Source organism: Bradyrhizobium sp. USDA 4354 (assembly GCF_054060315.1).
The window spans coordinates 3,430,925-3,447,389 of record NZ_JBSSDC010000001.1; the positions used below are offsets into that span (position 1 = coordinate 3,430,925).

Sequence of the window (16,465 nt, forward strand, 5' to 3'; positions counted from 1 at the left end):
CTGCCTCGGCGGGGTTTCCGGATGCGCGGTCTCGGCGAACGTCACGAGCGTGCCAGCGGGGCGACCGACATACCGGCCGCAGGCACGGGTGCATCACGTCCCTGCGACGCCCAGTGCCGGAACGGCCCGCCAACGCGCAGCGCATCGGTCGCCGCCATTTTGACCTTCTTCAATTTCTTAGTGAATCCGACATGGATCTCTCCTCCGAGGGTTGAACCGAAGGTAACTCCGGCATCCATAAACCCATGGAGTGTCCCATTCGCCCAATGTTCGTGGCTTTACCACGACTGTTTGACCGATTTAGTACGGCTGACATCGCAGTCCAGACATTGCAGATCGGAATGCCAGGTTTCACGGCGGCAATTCCCGCTTCAGTCGCATCCCAAACCGATTGAAAGGCATCTTGGGTGTGCGGATCAACCGAAGGCAAGGTGTCGGTCGAAGTCGCTCGGCGTCGTCCTGGGCAAAGGCGGTGGCGATGAAAGCGGAGACGACGCGTCTTCCGCTCTTGCCAGCATGGGCCAGGACGTTGCGCATGAAGTGGACGCGGGGTCGTTGAAGAAGTGGCCAATAGATTTCGCGCGATGCAGCGACCGGCCCTATCATGGCCCTCGCGTCAAAGCTCGCGCCACGGCGCGATCTGAAGCCGCAAACGCATTATGAGAGACAATCCAAGACAGAATAAGCGCAAGGAGAGCGGTTGCCAGCCGCTTGAGGTTAATGGCGGCGGCCGTCAGGTAGGCCTGGATCTTCATATTCGGTAGACTGCGCCGTATGGCGCGCGCCAGTCCATGCCAAGTTTTGGCTTCGCCGTGGAAGCCCTCTGAGCGCCAGCGATGGCGTTGATAGAGACGTCGATCCTGCTTACTCCATCGCTCGCGACGGCGGCGGGCGCGCAGCAGTGCTGGATAATGGTCACCGACAACGACCGCTTTGTTAACCCGCCCTTTGGATAGGCAATCGCCCTTGAGCGGACACCGGACGCAATCCTTCGCTTTTGAGTAAAAGAAACGGCCGTGCTTGATGGGCCCGCGCCGGGCGCAAGATACGTCCTCGCGGGCACGTCAAGATGTCGTTCTTGGTATCGTACCGGAAGCGTCTGAGCGGTACGCGACTCTTGATTGGTTCGGCTTTAGCTGGGATGAGGGCATCAATGCCGCGCCGCTCGAGCGCGCCGTAGACTTTAGCGTAGGCATAGCCCGCGTCGGCGGTGACCACCTTGATGTCGATGCCCGTAATCGATTCAACCTCATCGACTTGCGGCTCGATCATCTCTCCTTCGTTCGTTTGTCCAGTCGTGACCGCGACATCCAGAATGACACCGACCTTGTGCTGCTTGTAAGTGGGTTCCAGTCGCCGGTTTCGGGCATTCGTAGCCATTGTCGCATCGGGATCAGTCGTGCAGACCTTTTTGTACTTCCCGCTTTGCCGGCCCTTTCTCTCATCCTCGCTTTCATCTTCGCTTTGATTTTCGCTCAGCACATCCACCACATGCTGCTCGGTGAGGCTGTCCCAACTCACGTTGGCGCGGATCAGCGACGCATCGATGTGAACCACTTCGGCTGTTGCGACCGTGGCCTTCAGGCAGGCCTCGACCGTGCGTTTAAAGATCCTACGGAATCGCTCTTCGCCCCGGCGCCGGCGTATGCGCGTCAGGCTGGAATGGTGCGGTAGCGACTCGTGCAGGCCATAACCAGCAAACCAGCGAATGGCGATGTTGACCTGAGCCTCCCGGATCAGCTTGCGATCGTGTACGATGCCGGTGAGCAGGCCCGCGAGCATCAGGCGGACCGCGGCCTCCGGATCGATGCCTGGCCGACCGCGTTCGCTCAATAGCAGTCGGAGACCTCTTCCCTTAGCCAAGATAGGTCGAGCACGCGATCGACCCGCGCCAGCACGTGCTCATCTGGGACGAGCTGTCTGAGCGAGCCAGTGATGAAGAGCTCCAACTGATCCCGCTCCTTGCGCCCCAGCATCTCGTTCGCTCCGCCGATCGCGAATCGCCGACGAGAACGGAATCAGCCAATTGTAGCTTTTTCAACGACCCCACGCGGCAGCGCTGCCAGGCGGTGTTTGAGCACCTACGGCGGCCTTAATGTCCTCATGCGCATCGGAGATCACGAGCTTGACGCCCCAAAGCCCGCGCCGAGCGAGCTTGCGCAAGAAAGCGGTCCAGAACGTCTCGGCCTCCGAGGGACCGATGTCCATGCCGAGAACTTCACGCCGGCCGTTGCTATTGACGCCGACCGCGATGATCACCGCGACCAAGACGATCCGGCCATTCTGGCGCACCTTCACGTAGGTGGCGTCGATCCACAGATACAGCCAGTCACCCTCGATCGGGCGGGCGAGGAAGGCCTTCACCTTGTCGTCGATCTCGGCACACAGTCGGCTCACCTGGCTCTTGGAGATGCCAGTCATGCCCATGGCCTGGACCAAATCATCGACGGATCGGGGCGAGACGCCCTGCACATAGGCTTCCTGTACCACTGCGGTGAGCGCCTTTTCGGCCATCCGACGCGGCTCCAGGAAGCCCGGGAAGTAGCTTCCTTTGCGCAGCTTGGGAATGCGCAGCTCGACCGCGCCGGCGCGCGTCTCCCAGGTCCGGTCACGGTAGTTGTTACGCTGGGCAAGGCGCTCGGCATTCTTCTCGCCGTAGGCCGCCCCGGTCAGCCCGGCGACCTCCAGCTCCATCAATCGCTGGGCGGCAAAGCCAATCATCTCGCGAAGCAGATCCGCATCTGGGGCCTTCGCCACGAGCGCGCGAAGGTTCATCATCTCATCGGTCATCGGTGGTTCCTCGAATCAGGTTGGTGTCAGCAGCCCGACCCTACCGGCGAATTGCCGGTGACCACCGCAAAGCCGTTCGCCCGCTACGGCGCTATCTGAGGGCGCGCCGGCGGCCGGCTTTGCTCTACCGAGCTACACCATCACTGGGGACACGACCCAAATGCGCTTCCGAAACGAGCCCGCATACAGTAGGAATTCGGTCGACCTCTAACGGGGACTTGATCCTTCGCAAGGGAGTGAAAATCGGATCCGATGCATCGACAAAGATGCGAGGTTTGATCGCTTCCGCAACACGCAAGAAATCTCCCGCAGGTAGGCCAAGCCTACTCTCGCGCCAAGCTCTACACCGATCCTTGCGGACTCTGGCAATAGCTCACGCGACGCTCCGGCAAGCGCGGAGACACCCTCGTCCTTCGGATTCGGACTAGGCCACCTCCGGAAAGTTTTCACCCAGGTAGTTTCTCTATAACAAATTGATCTATCCCCGCTGGAACAACTGCAATAGCGTCCCCAGACGAAAGGATAAGAAATCGAGGTCGAGTCGTCTGCTGCGGGGCATACTGGGCTCGCCAACAAAATATCGCAAGTTGTGTTCGGAAAGACACCAGAAGCGCGTCGAGGGCATGTTCTTTCATCAAACACCCGGCTTGTGCGACCCAAACTTCGTATTCGGCTGGTGGGAAGGGAGCGTAAGGAATCGTTCTGATAGGATCAGAACCAAGAGCGTTCATAGCTTTTCTCCAAGAAATAAGCCAAGCGGATTACGAGAGCTGTGACAAGTTCGTTCGACAGCCCATCGGCATTGTGAGAGCGGTGCTTGCGCTAAGACCGGCGAGGATCATCGCCACACCCACGTGTCTTTCGGCCAACGTCAAACGACGCGTTAGCGCAAACTTCCTCATGCGTTCCATGCTTTCAAAGTGCATGGACGGAGGTCGCCCCACCTTGCATCCCTGAGCTGCTGCCGGTTTGATGGACACCGAGTTAAGCTAATCCCACCTCGCGCTCGAACTCAACTGGGCTCAGATAGCCGATGTTCGAGTGCCGGCGGATCGTGCTGTAAAATCGTTCGATCTCGCTGGTGTACTGACTGCCCTGGTCGGAGTGGTGCAACAGTGCGTCCGGCTTGTCGCGTCGCCAGATGGCCATCAGCAGGGCATCGGTCACCAACTGAGCTGTCATGGCGGCGCTCATCGACCAACCCACCAACCGGCGTGAGAACAGGTCGATCACTGCTGCGACGTAGAGCCAGCCCTCGGCCGTCCAGAGATACGTAAAGTCGGCGATCCACTTCTGGTTCGGCCGCTCGCCAATGAACTGCCGGTCAAGGAGGTTCGCCGGTACGGCCTCGAGCTGTCGATCGACGCTGTGTCCTTCGGCAAGCGCTGGCGTCGCGGCCGCCCGCAAGCCTTGCAGGCGCATCAGTCGCTCGATTTGCTGGAGGCCACAATCCGCCCCATCGGCTAGCAGATCACGCCACACCCGGCGCGCACCATAGGTGCGGTCGCTCGCCATGAAGCTTGCCTTCACCTTGCCGCCGAGCTCTTCGTCGCTGCGGGATCTGGCGCTGGGCAAGCGATTCAGCCAGGCATGGAAGCCCGACCGACATCCCCAGCGCATCGCATAGGCATGCCACCGGCCAGATCGCCCGGTGCTTCGCGATGAAGACGAACTTCCTGTCGCTTCCTTCGCGAAGAAGGCTGCGGCCTTTTTAGGATAACCCGCTCGGCCTTTAACTTAGCGACCTCACGGCGCAACCGCTCGATCTCCTGCTGCTCCGGCTTCATCTGCCCGTGGCCGGGGAAAGGCCTGCACCAGATCGGAGCCGAAACTCTTTCACCCATTTGCGCAGAACGTTCTCATGGACATCCAGGTTGCGCCCGGCCTGCGCAACCGACACCCCACGCTCCCTAACCAGCTTGATCACCTCGATCTTGAACTCGCGACTGAACTTCCGTCTCTTTATCGCCCACCTCCGGCTTCATGAAACACCTAATCTCGGTGTCCATCAAACCGGCAGCAGCTCACCCTCGTCATTTCCGCAGCTGTAGGTGACGCCATCGAACTCAGGGTGCCTTAATGCAAGGGATCGACCACGATGATTTTGCCAAGCGCCCACCGCCGCATTAGCTAGTGCACCGAATGCTCTGTAATCATCAGTCTTGTGCTACTGTTGTTGGGCCCACGTCGAACCTCGCGATTGCAGATCGAAGTTCTTCTTGAGCCTGACTCCAACCTATGCCGAGGTCCCGCAAAAGAGCGGCTGTTCGTTCGATGCGTCTTTCAAGGTCGTCGAGGGCTGCCGCAACTACTTCTGGAGCGGGTCCTCCCCCTGCTCGAGCTGTTCCCGCAATGACATCTGGCGCTGGTGAGATTTGTGAACCGAGTCTCCGGCCATCTTGCATGATCTCCGAGAGACTTACCGCGCCACTCTCGATGGCAATCGTAACCAGCTGACCGACCTCACTATGAGCGGAACGAAAATCGAGACCGTGCTCGATCGCGACGCGGGTCGACGTTTCCATGGCATTCGTGAACGACCTTTCGAGCATTGCGGACGCTGTGCCTTCGGCAATGCTCAAGCCCGAGAAGCACAATCGGATGAGGCGCGCCGCTCCAATGGAATGGTCGATGCCGGGCCAGATATGACGAGTAGCTTCCGTTCCGACAGCTACACAATTCGTGAAGGGCGTGCTATGCATGGCCGTAACTGCGGCGACGAAACAGCCGATTATCGCGCCCGCTTTTCCCTGGACCTGCTCGAGAAGGAACGGATTCCGCTTCTGAGGCATCGCGGAGCTAGAGCCTACCAGTTCGTCCGGTAAACTAGCCAATCCCGCTTCGCCGACCCACAGCAGTAACGTCTCGGCGATGCGGCTTAGTGTGGATCCGAGGATCGCGCAACCGGCCAGCAGCCGAAGGATTAGATCGCGAGACGCCACGCTGTCAATAGAGTTACTTGGGGCCGTCGCGAATCCGAGCAGCCTTGCTGTCAATTCCGGAAGGATGGGCAATGTCGTACCCCCCCCCGCGCCAGCGCCGAGGCAGGAAACATTGAGGTACTGACGTAGCGCGAGAACCGCATCAAGATCGCGCGCGAGCGCCCCAGCGAACGCCATCAGATGGTGCGCGAAAGTGGATGGCAAGGCCGGCTGACGGTGGGTGTGCAGCGGGAAGACCGTCTTAAGGTGATCGCGAGCTAGACCGCATAACACTTGCAAAAGCTTGAGGAGCTCGGCTGCCAATTCCTGATAGGGCCCTCTCAACTTGAGCTTTACGAGGGTCGCGTTGATATCGTTGCGGCTCCGGCCCAGATGTAGATTGCTAGCTTCCTTGCCGATTATCGAGCGGAGATAATCCTCATACGCGAGATACGAGCCCCGAGGGGCAGGTCGACCCGCAACGCTCTGAAAGTTTTCAGATTGCATTTTGTCGAGCTCGGCCAGCACTTTTCGGGTGAGATCGCGGTCGATTAATCCGACTCGCTCAAGCATAATGGCCTGGGCACGATCGATGTCGGCGTAGAAGGGTAGCTCGTCCTTCGCTGCACGCTGTAGATCACTATCGAAGACGATGGCGCTGGCTTCAGGATGAAGAGTCGATTTGATGCGGCCTGTGTTTTGCAAGGATATCTCCTCATGCGCAACGGATGAAAGCTACGGCAGCTTCGGCGCGCCGTGCAACAGCGATAGGATCGTCTCCAACTGCTATGACGTGACCGATCCGGTCGCGGAAATCGTTGCAGCGCCTGAACTGTATTGGCGGAGTATGGTACAATGCGAATTCCGTCAGTCCGAAGCGGTCTACGAGATTCTCGCAGTTCTGAGGAAGAGCGAAGAAGCCTTCATGCGCCGGAACAATGAATCGTATCGAGCCGTGAGCGTCTCCGGTCAAAGGGGGCGAGGATATTCCGAGCAAGCTACGGAGGACCGCGAGCACCGGGTCAAAGCCAGTTGTGTAACGAAAAAGGGTGGGGATCGAACCGCCAGCAAGGCGTGGATTGACCTCGATTATCGTGACACAATCCTCGCCGACCCGGAGTTCGACATGAGCTGGTCCTTTCACGTGCCCGAGAACTTGGATGGCACGAAGCGCCTCATTTTCGATTGTCACGCGCAACCTGGACGAAATCGACGCTGGTATATCATGTCCGATTTCAACGAAATGCGGCAAAGGTCCAAGGTGTTTTCGCGTTACGCCGATGATCTTGCTATCGAGAACCTCGACGGAATACTCCTCGCCGGCGACATACGACATAAGAAGAGCACCAGGCTGAATAGGGCGGCCACGCACGTCCTTCGTTGTCCCGAGTAGCTTACGCGAAGCGGCAGTTGCGTCTGCTTCGGTGTCCACGAAGGTGACGCCGATGCTGCCGGTCCCGCTGATCGGCTTGGCTACTGCAGGCAAGCCGATTTGCTTGATCGCGTTGCTGATATCGCACTCCGCACGCACTGTCGCGCTGTACGGCACGCCGATACCTGCCATCCGCAGGGCGGCGGCCTGGCGATCCTTATCTTGACAAAGTGCAATTGCGTTCGGATCCGGACCGGTAAGCCCTAGCCGCCGGGCTTCCAGCGCTGCTGTGTAAAGGTAGAAATCGCTGGAAGTCGTTAGCAGCGCAATCCGCATGTCCGTCGCGATGCTATCGATTACAGCTCTGACATCGCTTTCTGAAGACGTGTCGCATTTGCGTAGCTCGAGGTTCGAAATGCTACTCAGAAAGCCATATCGCTCAGGTGAGGCTGTAACAAAGATCGGAACGAGCCCAAGTCCTTGCGCGCGCAGGATAAAGTCGGCGCCCGAGCCTGTGGTGTTGGATTCGATGAAGATCGCAGCTGAGTTGGTCACTTGTGTTCGCTTCGGTTGGGGGAAGGGTGATCACCCATTGCCTCGCTCAACGAGCGACGGCTCCAGTTGAAACGGCACCAGCCGCTACCAGCATGAAGCGGGTGACGGACAAGGACAGGCTCTGTCGCGGCGAGCGCGGCCTGATAGCCGTTGGCGCGCATCCACGTGGGATCATAAACGTTATGCTCGTAACGGCTGCTGTCGTCGGGAAAGACCGCGAGAACCTTGCTTTTGGTGAAGCGCTCGGCGTACCACTTGGCGACGAGATAGGCCGCCCCGCTCGTAGGCCCACGCCTTAACGAAGTCTCACGGTGGAGTCGGTGCGCAGCTTGATATGCTTCGTTAGCGCCAAGCCAATGGATTTCATCAAACGCTTCGTGGAACAAGTTCCCTGGTAGAATGCTATTGCCGAGACCGCGCAAATCACGTGGGCCGGCCGGTTGACCGAACAAGACGCTACCGAAGGTGTCGATCCCGATGAGTTTCATTTCGGGAAAGAACGCGCGACAATAGTGGGCAAGGCCACAGGATGAACCTCCGGAGCCCACAGTTGCGACCAGAACGTCGATCTTGCCGAAGTGCCTTATGGCTTGCTCAGCCGGGCGCGCATACGAAAAATGGTTGCCCAGGTTGTCGTACTGTCGTGACCAGGTAGCTCCGGTCCGATCCATAAAGTCGAGGAGTTCCTTTTTGCGGAGTTGCTGGACGTTCGCGTCGGACGCTGTCGCCTCGACGAGGTGAACCTCAGCGCCCAACTCCTCGATGGTGCGTTTAAGGGGGGGCTCGATGGCGCGGTCGCCGAAAATGTGTAGCTTGAGTGAGAACTGCATGCAAACGATAGCGAGACCGAGAGCCATCGTTCCGCTCGACGTTTCGACAATCGTGGCGTTGGGGCCGATTGTGCCATCGCGTAGGCCTGCTTCGATGATGTTGAAGGCAGGAAACACCTTCATGACCCTGAAATCGATGGCGGCCAGGTTTTCGGGCCGCAGAGAAACGATCTTGAGAGGCGCATGGGCGTCGATGGTGTCGGAAAGCGTGTGCGCCATCGTCGATCCTCAATAGGGAGTCGAGAATCTGCAGAGGATATCGAAGCCAAGGCGACCGATCGCGGATTTAGCCTCATTCAGTCGTTTCCGAAGGTCGGCTAAATGCGGGTCGAAGATCAGGCCGGCGACCGTACCGCTATGGGCAACAATAATACCGGCCGATCCCGTGTCTTCCTTGATGCGGAGGAGTTCGTCAAACTTCGGCTTCTTGAGCGGATTCTGCAAGGCGGTCTCGCTCTGTATCGCGGAGAAAGTCGCCACCCGGCCGGCGAGTGCGACGCTCTGCTCTGCGATCGCACGCTCCAGGACGGCCAATGCGCAGCCGAAGGCGGCGATCTGATCACGTGAGTAGCGCGCTCGCGGTAGGCGGTCCGTTCCAATGCCCCCCTTGGCTGCGCCGGTGTCGAACCCCAAAACGTACATTTGCGGGAGAGGGCCGTTGAACACCTGGACAACCTTGCCCATTCGTTGAGCGAAAAGAATGGTGCTGCTTGCACAGTCGAACATCAGCGAGTCGCACGCATGCTCAGCCGCCACCGCAAGTTCCGCCTGAAGATGGGGCGCCAGAAGCACCCGTGATCTCCGATAGGCTGCGACGCACTTAGCGATCGCACGGATAGAGGCCACTACGCCGCTCGTCGACGAGCCCATGCCGGCGCCTTCCGGAACAAAAGTCCTGACCTCAAGACTGGCTGCCATATTCCTCAATCCAAAGGCATCGAGGGCAAGTCGAGCGGCGAGCTCACATTTGTAGAAATGATTTGGTGTCACTTGGATGCCGGTGCGGCCGACTTGCGGCACAAACTTCCCGATGCGGCTCGGCTCCAACGTCGCACGGGCTTCCGACCCATCGGCGTGCGGCATGTGAACTGAAACGAGCGCGCGCACCGTGCGGCGGCCCGCCCCTTTCTCAAGGGCGAAAGCTCCCTGGAGCAGCTCGCCGAAGTGAGGGTGGCAGGTTGCCACCCCGCATGGCTTCGCGAGTGAGTGGGAGCTAGCAATCTTGCCGTCCCCTGGAGTTCTCGTCAGCATCTCCATCATATCATTCCTCTACCGCGGCCGCGCGGCCGAAGAGCATGGGACTTGCGTTGACATAGAATCCAATGGAAACGGTCTCTCATCCTGTGATGTCCGTTTACGAAGAGCGCCATAGAAACCAACCTAGAGCTTCATCTGCATCACTGCCGCCTCATTACTTACGTGGATAGAGACCACAATCCATCACGCTCCGTGAAACCATGCCTTTGAATCGACGATTGTGGCCATGACAGAGCCGGGCTCTTTGGTGACCGCATGCTTCGCGTCGTAGCATGCCGGACTGACTTACTGGATTAGCAAGCCGCACATTTAGCGAAGCGTACAGATGCGCGCACCTACCAACAGAGGGAGTTCGCGCGTCAAAGCGCGTTCAGCGGCCGTCGGCGAACATACGAACATGTCCGGTAAACACTGGCGTTGCCTGGCTTTCACGTCACAATATTGAACGTCGAACAGCGCGTGATTGGATCGAAGCCCAATGCTGCAATTACATCTTCGTTGCAGTTATTGGTCGTGCGAACTTGACTTGGAAGTTCGCCAGTAGCGGGTGGGAGCTCGTTGATTCTGTCGGCTGCAGCCATCCAGTAGAGGCAGCGAGCAAACTACGCACATCTTCAAAGAGGGTGGTCCGGGGAGACAGTCCGGATTCATTTTCATATTGCTTCAGATGTGGTGGGCATAGTTCTCTCATGGTTCGCCTCCAATGTCTGCAGACCGATTGCCCCTGTTCGAATCCCTCCCTTTGCCTGAGTTCAGAAATCGCGGACAGTTGGGCGGCTTGTTCTCGGCGGAGAAGCGCACGACCTAGCCAGCTTCTATTTCGATCGGATAGAGCTATCCGTTCTCGGTCGCCGGTCTCATGGGACGAGTACGGCCCTCCTGACGCTCTGAGAGTCCGTCGTAGCGAGGAAGACCTCCTTCTTGTAATCCTCGAACATTTGGGCCGTGGTCTCTGATCGGAGGGACCAGCCTGACTTGTCAAGCGGCCGATGGTCGAGGCCAATGAGCATTCTTGTCTCATCGCAGCTATGTCCAATTGAGGACATCCTGTTTGAAGCCCGACAAACGGACGACCACTGTTTACTCGACAGCCTGGAAGTCGCTTCGAGTCTGATGCGTTGCGCTGATGGAGCGCCAGATCTTGTTGGCACGCGGATTGCTGGAGGCTGACGAATCACGTCATTGCGGAACGATCTCCCTCCGTTCCGAAGGAGTTCAAATGAAACCCTCACTGTTGACCCAAATAGCTGACGCGGACAGTGCGGCAGGCGAGTTGACGGCTGCTGGAGGTCTCTCGCCCCGGTTGTCATCCGCCCAATCAGAGGCATCTCCCCGCACCGTAGTTATGAGATTTATAGAGGGCGATCGCAAGATTGAGGAAACGGAGCTGCAAGCCCGTAGCATCACACGTCATCATGTCACAAGATTCTACCGCGAGCAGATGGCGAACAGCGGTTACTACGAGCAGCTAAGACGTATTGTGGAGCCCTCGGTTAAGGAGCTCGACAGTCCGGGCGTTTTGGACACGAGTGGTGAGCAGGACAATACCGTGGTGCGTGGACTTCAGCACAAGTACGCACAGACCGGATTGCTGCTGGTGACTAACCGTTGTGCCTCATATTGTCGTTTTTGCTTCCGCAAGCGACTAGTTGGCCGAGAATCAGATGAGATCGTCCCGGATGTGGCGAAAGTTGGTCAATACATAAGCTGCCATCCTGAGATGACAAACGTGCTGCTGTCGGGAGGCGACCCCTTTGTTCTTAGTACGGCAAAGCTCGACGAGATTCTTGCTCATCTGCTCTCGATTCCGCATCTAGCTTCGATTCGAATCGGCACGAAACTGTTCGCCTTTGAGCCGAAACGCTTCGAGGATCCGGCTCTACCTGCTCTCTTCCAACGAATACGTGATGCGGGCAAGACTGCGGTGCTTGTCACGCACTTCGATCACATCGGTGAGATCTCGGTCGATGCTGAGCGAAATATCCGATCCTTGCGTGCACAAGGAGTGCAGTTCCTCAATCAATCTGTGCTGCTTGCAAACGTAAATGACAATCCGGAGATTTTGACAGCGACTTTCTCTAAGTGCCACCAAATCGGCGTCCGCCCTTATTATCTCTTTCAAGCAAGGCCCGTAAAGGGTGCGTCCCATTTTCAGGTGCCGCTTCGTCGCGGAATAGAGATTGCGAACGGCGTCAATCAACGTCTGGCGGGCATCGAAAAGACTTTCAAATATATCATGTCGCATTACACCGGGAAGATCGAGATTCTTGATCTGGGTGATGATGGACGTATCTATATGCGATATCATCAAAACAGGATCCCAGACAAAATTGGAAAGATCTTTTCAAGGCAATACGTCGAGACCGCTTGCTGGTTAGACGATCTGGCGGAGGATGATCGATTGAAGAACTAGAGGCCGCCGCGGGACGACGTGAAGCACCTCCGTATTGGGCGGAAAAGTGCAGAGGAGGATCAAGCCAAGGGGCGGTGGATCCTAGGCTGCGGCCTCATCTACTCCGCGGCGACAATTTACCCAATTGTCCAGGAACGGGTCGCAAGGGGCTCCGGTAAGTGAGTGAACTAATTCGGGAACACATGCTGTCGTGCCGAGCAGGCGCCGAGCTGATCGGTGTTGGAGGATCGCAGTGCACGAAGGCTGGGTAGCGAGCCGGACAAAATGCACGATTTGAAGTCGCTAGAATTGAACAGCCACCTTGATACGGAGACCTCTCGGGTCATTTTAAGTCGAGCGCGCGGTTCCATTGCTTTGACGGTGGATGGCCGGAGGATTATCGACTTTTACTCAGGAGCCGGGTCGCTAAACTATGGCCACAACAATCATCAGATCAGGGAGGCTATTCTCGAGTATCTAACGTCAGATGCGGTGGTCAACGGGTTTAATATGGCTACTTCTGCCGAACTTAAGTTTGTGGATACGTTCAGATCTGTCGTGCTTCGCGAACGGGGGTTGCTGCCATATCATTTCAAATTCACTGGACCAAGTGACGCGATCGCTATCGACGCAGCTCTAGAGCTCTCGCGCAAAGTCACGGGACGTCAGAATATCGTCTTGTTCACCAGTGGACAGAGCGGCGTGAGTCCTGGATCCATTGCTTTGCGCGGTGGCGGGCTTCGACGTACTGGGGTTGACGTGTCTCCACGCGGACTAACTCTTGTCCCGTTCGACGGCTATGTTGTTGGGCCCGTCGTTAGCACAACCGACCATTTGCGAAAGTTGTTGCTTGACCAGTACAGCGGCATTGATCGTCCAGCTGCCATTCTGGTCGAAGCTGTACAGCGAAACAGTGGCATGAACGTAGCTGGCAAAGAGTGGTTAAGGTCGATCCAGGCAATTGCGAAAGAGACTGGCGCCGTCCTGATACTAGACGATACGGAAATGGGCTGTGGCCGGTCAGGCCAATTTTTTAGCTTCGAGTTCGCAGGCTTATCGCCGGACATCGTTGTGATGTCGAGTTCTCTGAGCGGCTGTGGTTTGCCGTTGTCAATGCTGTTGATTAAAGATGAGGTCGACCATACTTGGCCTGTGCAGCACGCGGGTACGGAAAAGTCCGACATTGCGTTTGTGGCTGCAGCCGCTGCCATAGATATCTATTGGCGCGACTGCATCCTCTCGGAGGAGGTGCAGCGCTTGGGAGAGTTTGCGCGCTGCCGGCTTAACGCCATTGCATGCTACTACGGGAGCAGCTTTTCTGTTCGGGGGAGAGGGCTGGCGTTGGGATTTGATTGCCAGACATCGGAAATTGCGGAAGCGACCAGACGCAACGCCTTCGCGAGAGGTCTATTTATTGAACGATGCGCTTCGGTTGGTGAGGTCATACAATTCTTGCCGGCACTCACGATTGACAGCGAGACTCTCAATAGGGGCCTTGAAATATTTGAAGAGGCCTTGGCAGAGGCCCTGGATCAAAGAGGGACTTCGAGGCTTAAATCCCAATGGGATAAGAGACAAAGATGATGTGACCTGACCTGGCACTGAATTGTCGTCATTTGCTCGCAAAGTAGGGGTGAGAAATGGACGTCCGGATTACGCAGCCGATGTCCTTCGGTGAGATGTGCGGCATCGGAAGTAGAGTGGTGATGCTGGAAAGGGTCCGCAAGCAAGCGAGGGTTGCGCACATGTGACAGAAGGGCAGAACTCTTTCGAGTGAAGAGCAGGTTAGCAGAAAAGACATGAGACGCGCTAGCCGCTACTGGATGCAAACTCAATGGGAAGTCAAAGCATCGAAGTATCGTCAGCCAATGTAGACGGGCAGGACGACTAAATGATTATGCTGCGTGCGGCGCGGCTCAGGTAAAGCCTGGTGAACGAGTCCTGTGTTCGTCGAGGAAGATGCAAGCTGAAGCAAAAGAAGTTCGCGCTCGGCTTGCCGGTGGTCCGTCCAACAGGATTTGCGAGTTTTTGATTTCGATCAGGTCAATGTGAACGCCACCAGTCTCGTTCTTCTCGCGCGTACATGCGTACGAGCGGCATCCCACCCACTTAGCCTGTAGAGCGCCCACGAGAAAAGGTAGTACGAAATTCATTGTCCAGAGCGTATCATGTTTGATCGTTATAACGTGCGAGGTAACTCATGACGGTCGACGAGCGTGCGGCAGCAATGTGCGCACGCATGCCGGTGCATGTCTCACGGTCCATTCCGATATACGACACCATGGCCGCCCAAAGAGATATCAACCTGTTCATGGGGTTTGATTTTCATGAATATGTCTCAATTACCCAAGCAATTCCGACGAAAGGGCGAACATTTCCAAACTTTCGGCCTGACCGATCGACTATTCGCCCAGGCGAGGGATATTGGGTGGTCGGCCTCGACAAGAACAACGACGTCGTACTTACAAATGCTACACGGCTGTATGACCTTTCTGACAGTAACTTTGCGGAGCATCTTCGGTCGCTGAAAGCTTTTTACAGTGACCCGATCGCACAGGCACATATTAATGATTATTGCGCTTGCATCGCCCCCACCGCAGAGGAGATGGCTGGAAGAATAGCCTACAATGGGGATCTTTGGGCGCGCAGAGATTTCAGGGGGCAGGGTGTCGCGAGGATGATAGCCCGAGTTACACACCGGCTATCGTATGCTATTTGGGCCCCCCATTTCTTATGCGCGCTTGTGGCTCGCTGGCGAGTGGATAAAGGACTTCCGCACTACCCTCATCATGAACCCGGCGGATCGATCTTGCGGCTTGTTGAAGAGGATATTGCCGAGGATAATTGGCTAGTATGGGTAACAGGTGACGAGCTAAAAAGTGAAGTTTACCATTGCTATAAGGATCTTTTCGCCGCGCCATCAAACGTTTCGTGGTTCGAGACAGCAGGCGGTTGAAACCGTAGTGTCCGCAAGCGTGATTGAATGCCGATCGATAAATTTAGCGAGGTGTGCTTTGCGCACCAAGAATCAGGTTCAGATTCGACTTTAAAGAGATTTCTTCGGCGGAGCAGTCGCTTGCAGCAGAGCCTCGATCCGGAAAAGCGCAAGCGAGCAAATCGAAGTCATCTGCCTCCTTCAAAGTGTAGATATCGTCCCATTCCTGCGGCCAAAGCGGCCGCCGGCCAAATAACTGTTTGCTTTGCCACCATCGCTTGAGGTGTGTGTTTCACACTCCATGCCGGGACGAGCCGGTCGCGTTCTGCTGAGACAATAACCGGCCGCGTTGGTTACGGCCCCCGCCGCTAAGCTTGCGAGTCTTAAGCGTTTTTACGCGCCGGCAACAGACGCAGCCCCTGGGAAACTTCCGTGACCATCATGAACCTCAGCCCCGGGCGGTTGGACCACGCGTATGGGCTTTCGCGAAGATGCGCTCGGCGGTACGAAGATCTTCCGCATCATAGCTTTGGTACCACCTGAGATTATCGCACCTCACGGCAGCAAACTGCAGGCCTTGTGTTCCGCGCGATAGGAAAGAAGCTCGTCAGTGTAGGCCTGGGTAGCTCCGGCCCTGATCATATCACGTAGGGCCGGAATGACCTCCGTTCGCAGAGTAGACGCGGACAGCCGCAACAGGCTCATCGTCTTGTAAACAGGAGGGACATCAGCAATGAGATTTCTCCCGGTTTGCTTCAAACGAAATTCTGAATGAACCCAAGATCCGACAGCAGGACCACTGATCCATGCATCAGCTCATGGAAGGGAGCGACAGCAGTCGCTCGGGCGCTCAACGGATGAACAACTGCCGCAAAGCATTTTCCTCGAAGAACACGTCGCCCTCAAGAACGAAGAGGTCACCGGAAAGGAGTGTGTCACGCGCCAACCAGAGCGAATAGGCCACTCCCGGTACGATCCTAACAGGGGAGTCGACGTACTTGATTGCAACACCGCCAAAGTGGCTGCCGCAGGCATTTTGGATCGCCTCTTTGCGATACCCGACGACAATCGTCACCTGTTCCAAGCCGGCACGCCCGAGGTTATGTAGCGCGTTGTGCTGCCGCACACGTGAACGCACGCCAGCCGCAAGAATGAGAGCACGCTTGCGAGCATTCAGAGGTGTTCCAAGCGCTTTCTTCATCCCGAGTGTCACTCCTTAAGCGTGGGCACCTCCGTTCGGTCCTCCAGCGAACCTGTCAGGACCACCTCGCTGATTGAAAGCGAAAGGCACGATTTGTAGTCGACGCATAGAATGGCATCGGTCGTTGTGTGTGCTTCCTTGAGCGGTAGGGCGAGATGTTTTGCGATGTCCAGAGCGTCTCCGGAGTTTGCGTCGCAGCCCGTCAGGTGACA

At 57.0% G+C, this 16,465-nt stretch carries 10 protein-coding genes and 4 pseudogenes; 3 read left to right on the plus strand and 11 right to left on the minus strand.

The window, feature by feature from the left end:
* Window positions 1–41: 41 nt before the first annotated feature.
* The 10 genes and pseudogenes from ACVIIV_RS15905 to ACVIIV_RS15950 all read right to left on the minus strand — a co-directional run bounded on the left by ACVIIV_RS15905 (window position 42) and on the right by ACVIIV_RS15950 (window position 9,728).
* Window positions 42–239, minus strand: a complete 198-nt coding sequence (locus tag ACVIIV_RS15905; protein ID WP_456748931.1) for a hypothetical protein — start codon at window positions 237–239, stop codon at window positions 42–44.
* Entirely contained in the window at window positions 170–430 is a 261-nt protein-coding gene (locus tag ACVIIV_RS15910; protein ID WP_456744996.1) for a M24 family metallopeptidase, read from the minus strand. The genes ACVIIV_RS15905 and ACVIIV_RS15910 overlap by 70 nt, the downstream gene beginning before the upstream one ends.
* Before the next feature lie 8 nt (window positions 431–438).
* Window positions 439–558, minus strand: a pseudogene (locus ACVIIV_RS15915) (IS256 family transposase); the annotation flags it as partial.
* A 44-nt stretch (window positions 559–602) separates the two neighbouring features.
* Window positions 603–1,976: pseudogene (locus tag ACVIIV_RS15920) on the minus strand (transposase).
* Window positions 1,977–2,047: 71 nt separating this feature from the next.
* Window positions 2,048–2,790 (minus strand): annotated as a pseudogene (locus tag ACVIIV_RS15925) (IS256 family transposase); the annotation flags it as partial.
* Window positions 2,791–3,774: 984 nt separating this feature from the next.
* Window positions 3,775–4,756 (minus strand): annotated as a pseudogene (locus ACVIIV_RS15930) (IS3 family transposase).
* A gap of 190 nt (window positions 4,757–4,946) precedes the next feature.
* Window positions 4,947–6,416: a lyase family protein gene (locus ACVIIV_RS15935; protein ID WP_456744997.1), complete on the minus strand. Its 1,470-nt coding sequence runs from the start codon at window positions 6,414–6,416 to the stop codon at window positions 4,947–4,949.
* Between the two features lie 10 nt (window positions 6,417–6,426).
* Window positions 6,427–7,638, minus strand: coding sequence for an ATP-grasp domain-containing protein (locus ACVIIV_RS15940; protein WP_456744998.1), 1,212 nt, complete (start codon window positions 7,636–7,638; stop codon window positions 6,427–6,429).
* Window positions 7,635–8,687, minus strand: a complete 1,053-nt coding sequence (locus tag ACVIIV_RS15945; protein WP_456744999.1) for a pyridoxal-phosphate dependent enzyme — start codon at window positions 8,685–8,687, stop codon at window positions 7,635–7,637. Before ACVIIV_RS15945 ends, ACVIIV_RS15940 begins: the two co-directional genes overlap by 4 nt.
* A 9-nt stretch (window positions 8,688–8,696) precedes the next feature.
* Window positions 8,697–9,728 carry a GHMP family kinase ATP-binding protein gene (locus ACVIIV_RS15950; protein WP_456745000.1) on the minus strand — a complete coding sequence of 344 codons (1,032 nt, stop codon included), beginning with the start codon at window positions 9,726–9,728 and terminating at the stop codon, window positions 8,697–8,699.
* A 1,123-nt stretch (window positions 9,729–10,851) separates the two neighbouring features.
* Here ACVIIV_RS15950 and ACVIIV_RS15955 point away from each other — a divergent pair.
* The 3 genes from ACVIIV_RS15955 (at window position 10,852) to ACVIIV_RS15965 (ending at window position 15,073) form a co-directional block, all read left to right on the plus strand.
* Window positions 10,852–12,138 (plus strand): KamA family radical SAM protein, encoded by a 1,287-nt coding sequence (locus tag ACVIIV_RS15955; protein ID WP_456745001.1) that lies wholly within the window; start codon window positions 10,852–10,854, stop codon window positions 12,136–12,138.
* A 264-nt stretch (window positions 12,139–12,402) separates the two neighbouring features.
* Entirely contained in the window at window positions 12,403–13,701 is a 1,299-nt protein-coding gene (locus ACVIIV_RS15960) for an aminotransferase class III-fold pyridoxal phosphate-dependent enzyme (RefSeq protein ID WP_456745002.1), read from the plus strand.
* A 616-nt stretch (window positions 13,702–14,317) separates the two neighbouring features.
* On the plus strand, window positions 14,318–15,073 hold the full coding sequence (locus ACVIIV_RS15965; RefSeq protein WP_456745003.1) for a hypothetical protein: 756 nt from the start codon (window positions 14,318–14,320) through the stop codon (window positions 15,071–15,073).
* A gap of 829 nt (window positions 15,074–15,902) precedes the next feature.
* Here ACVIIV_RS15965 and ACVIIV_RS15970 read toward each other — a convergent pair.
* A complete protein-coding gene (locus ACVIIV_RS15970) occupies window positions 15,903–16,253 on the minus strand; it encodes a hypothetical protein (RefSeq protein WP_456745004.1) in 351 nt (116 codons plus the stop codon).
* Between the last annotated feature and the right edge of the window lie 212 nt (window positions 16,254–16,465).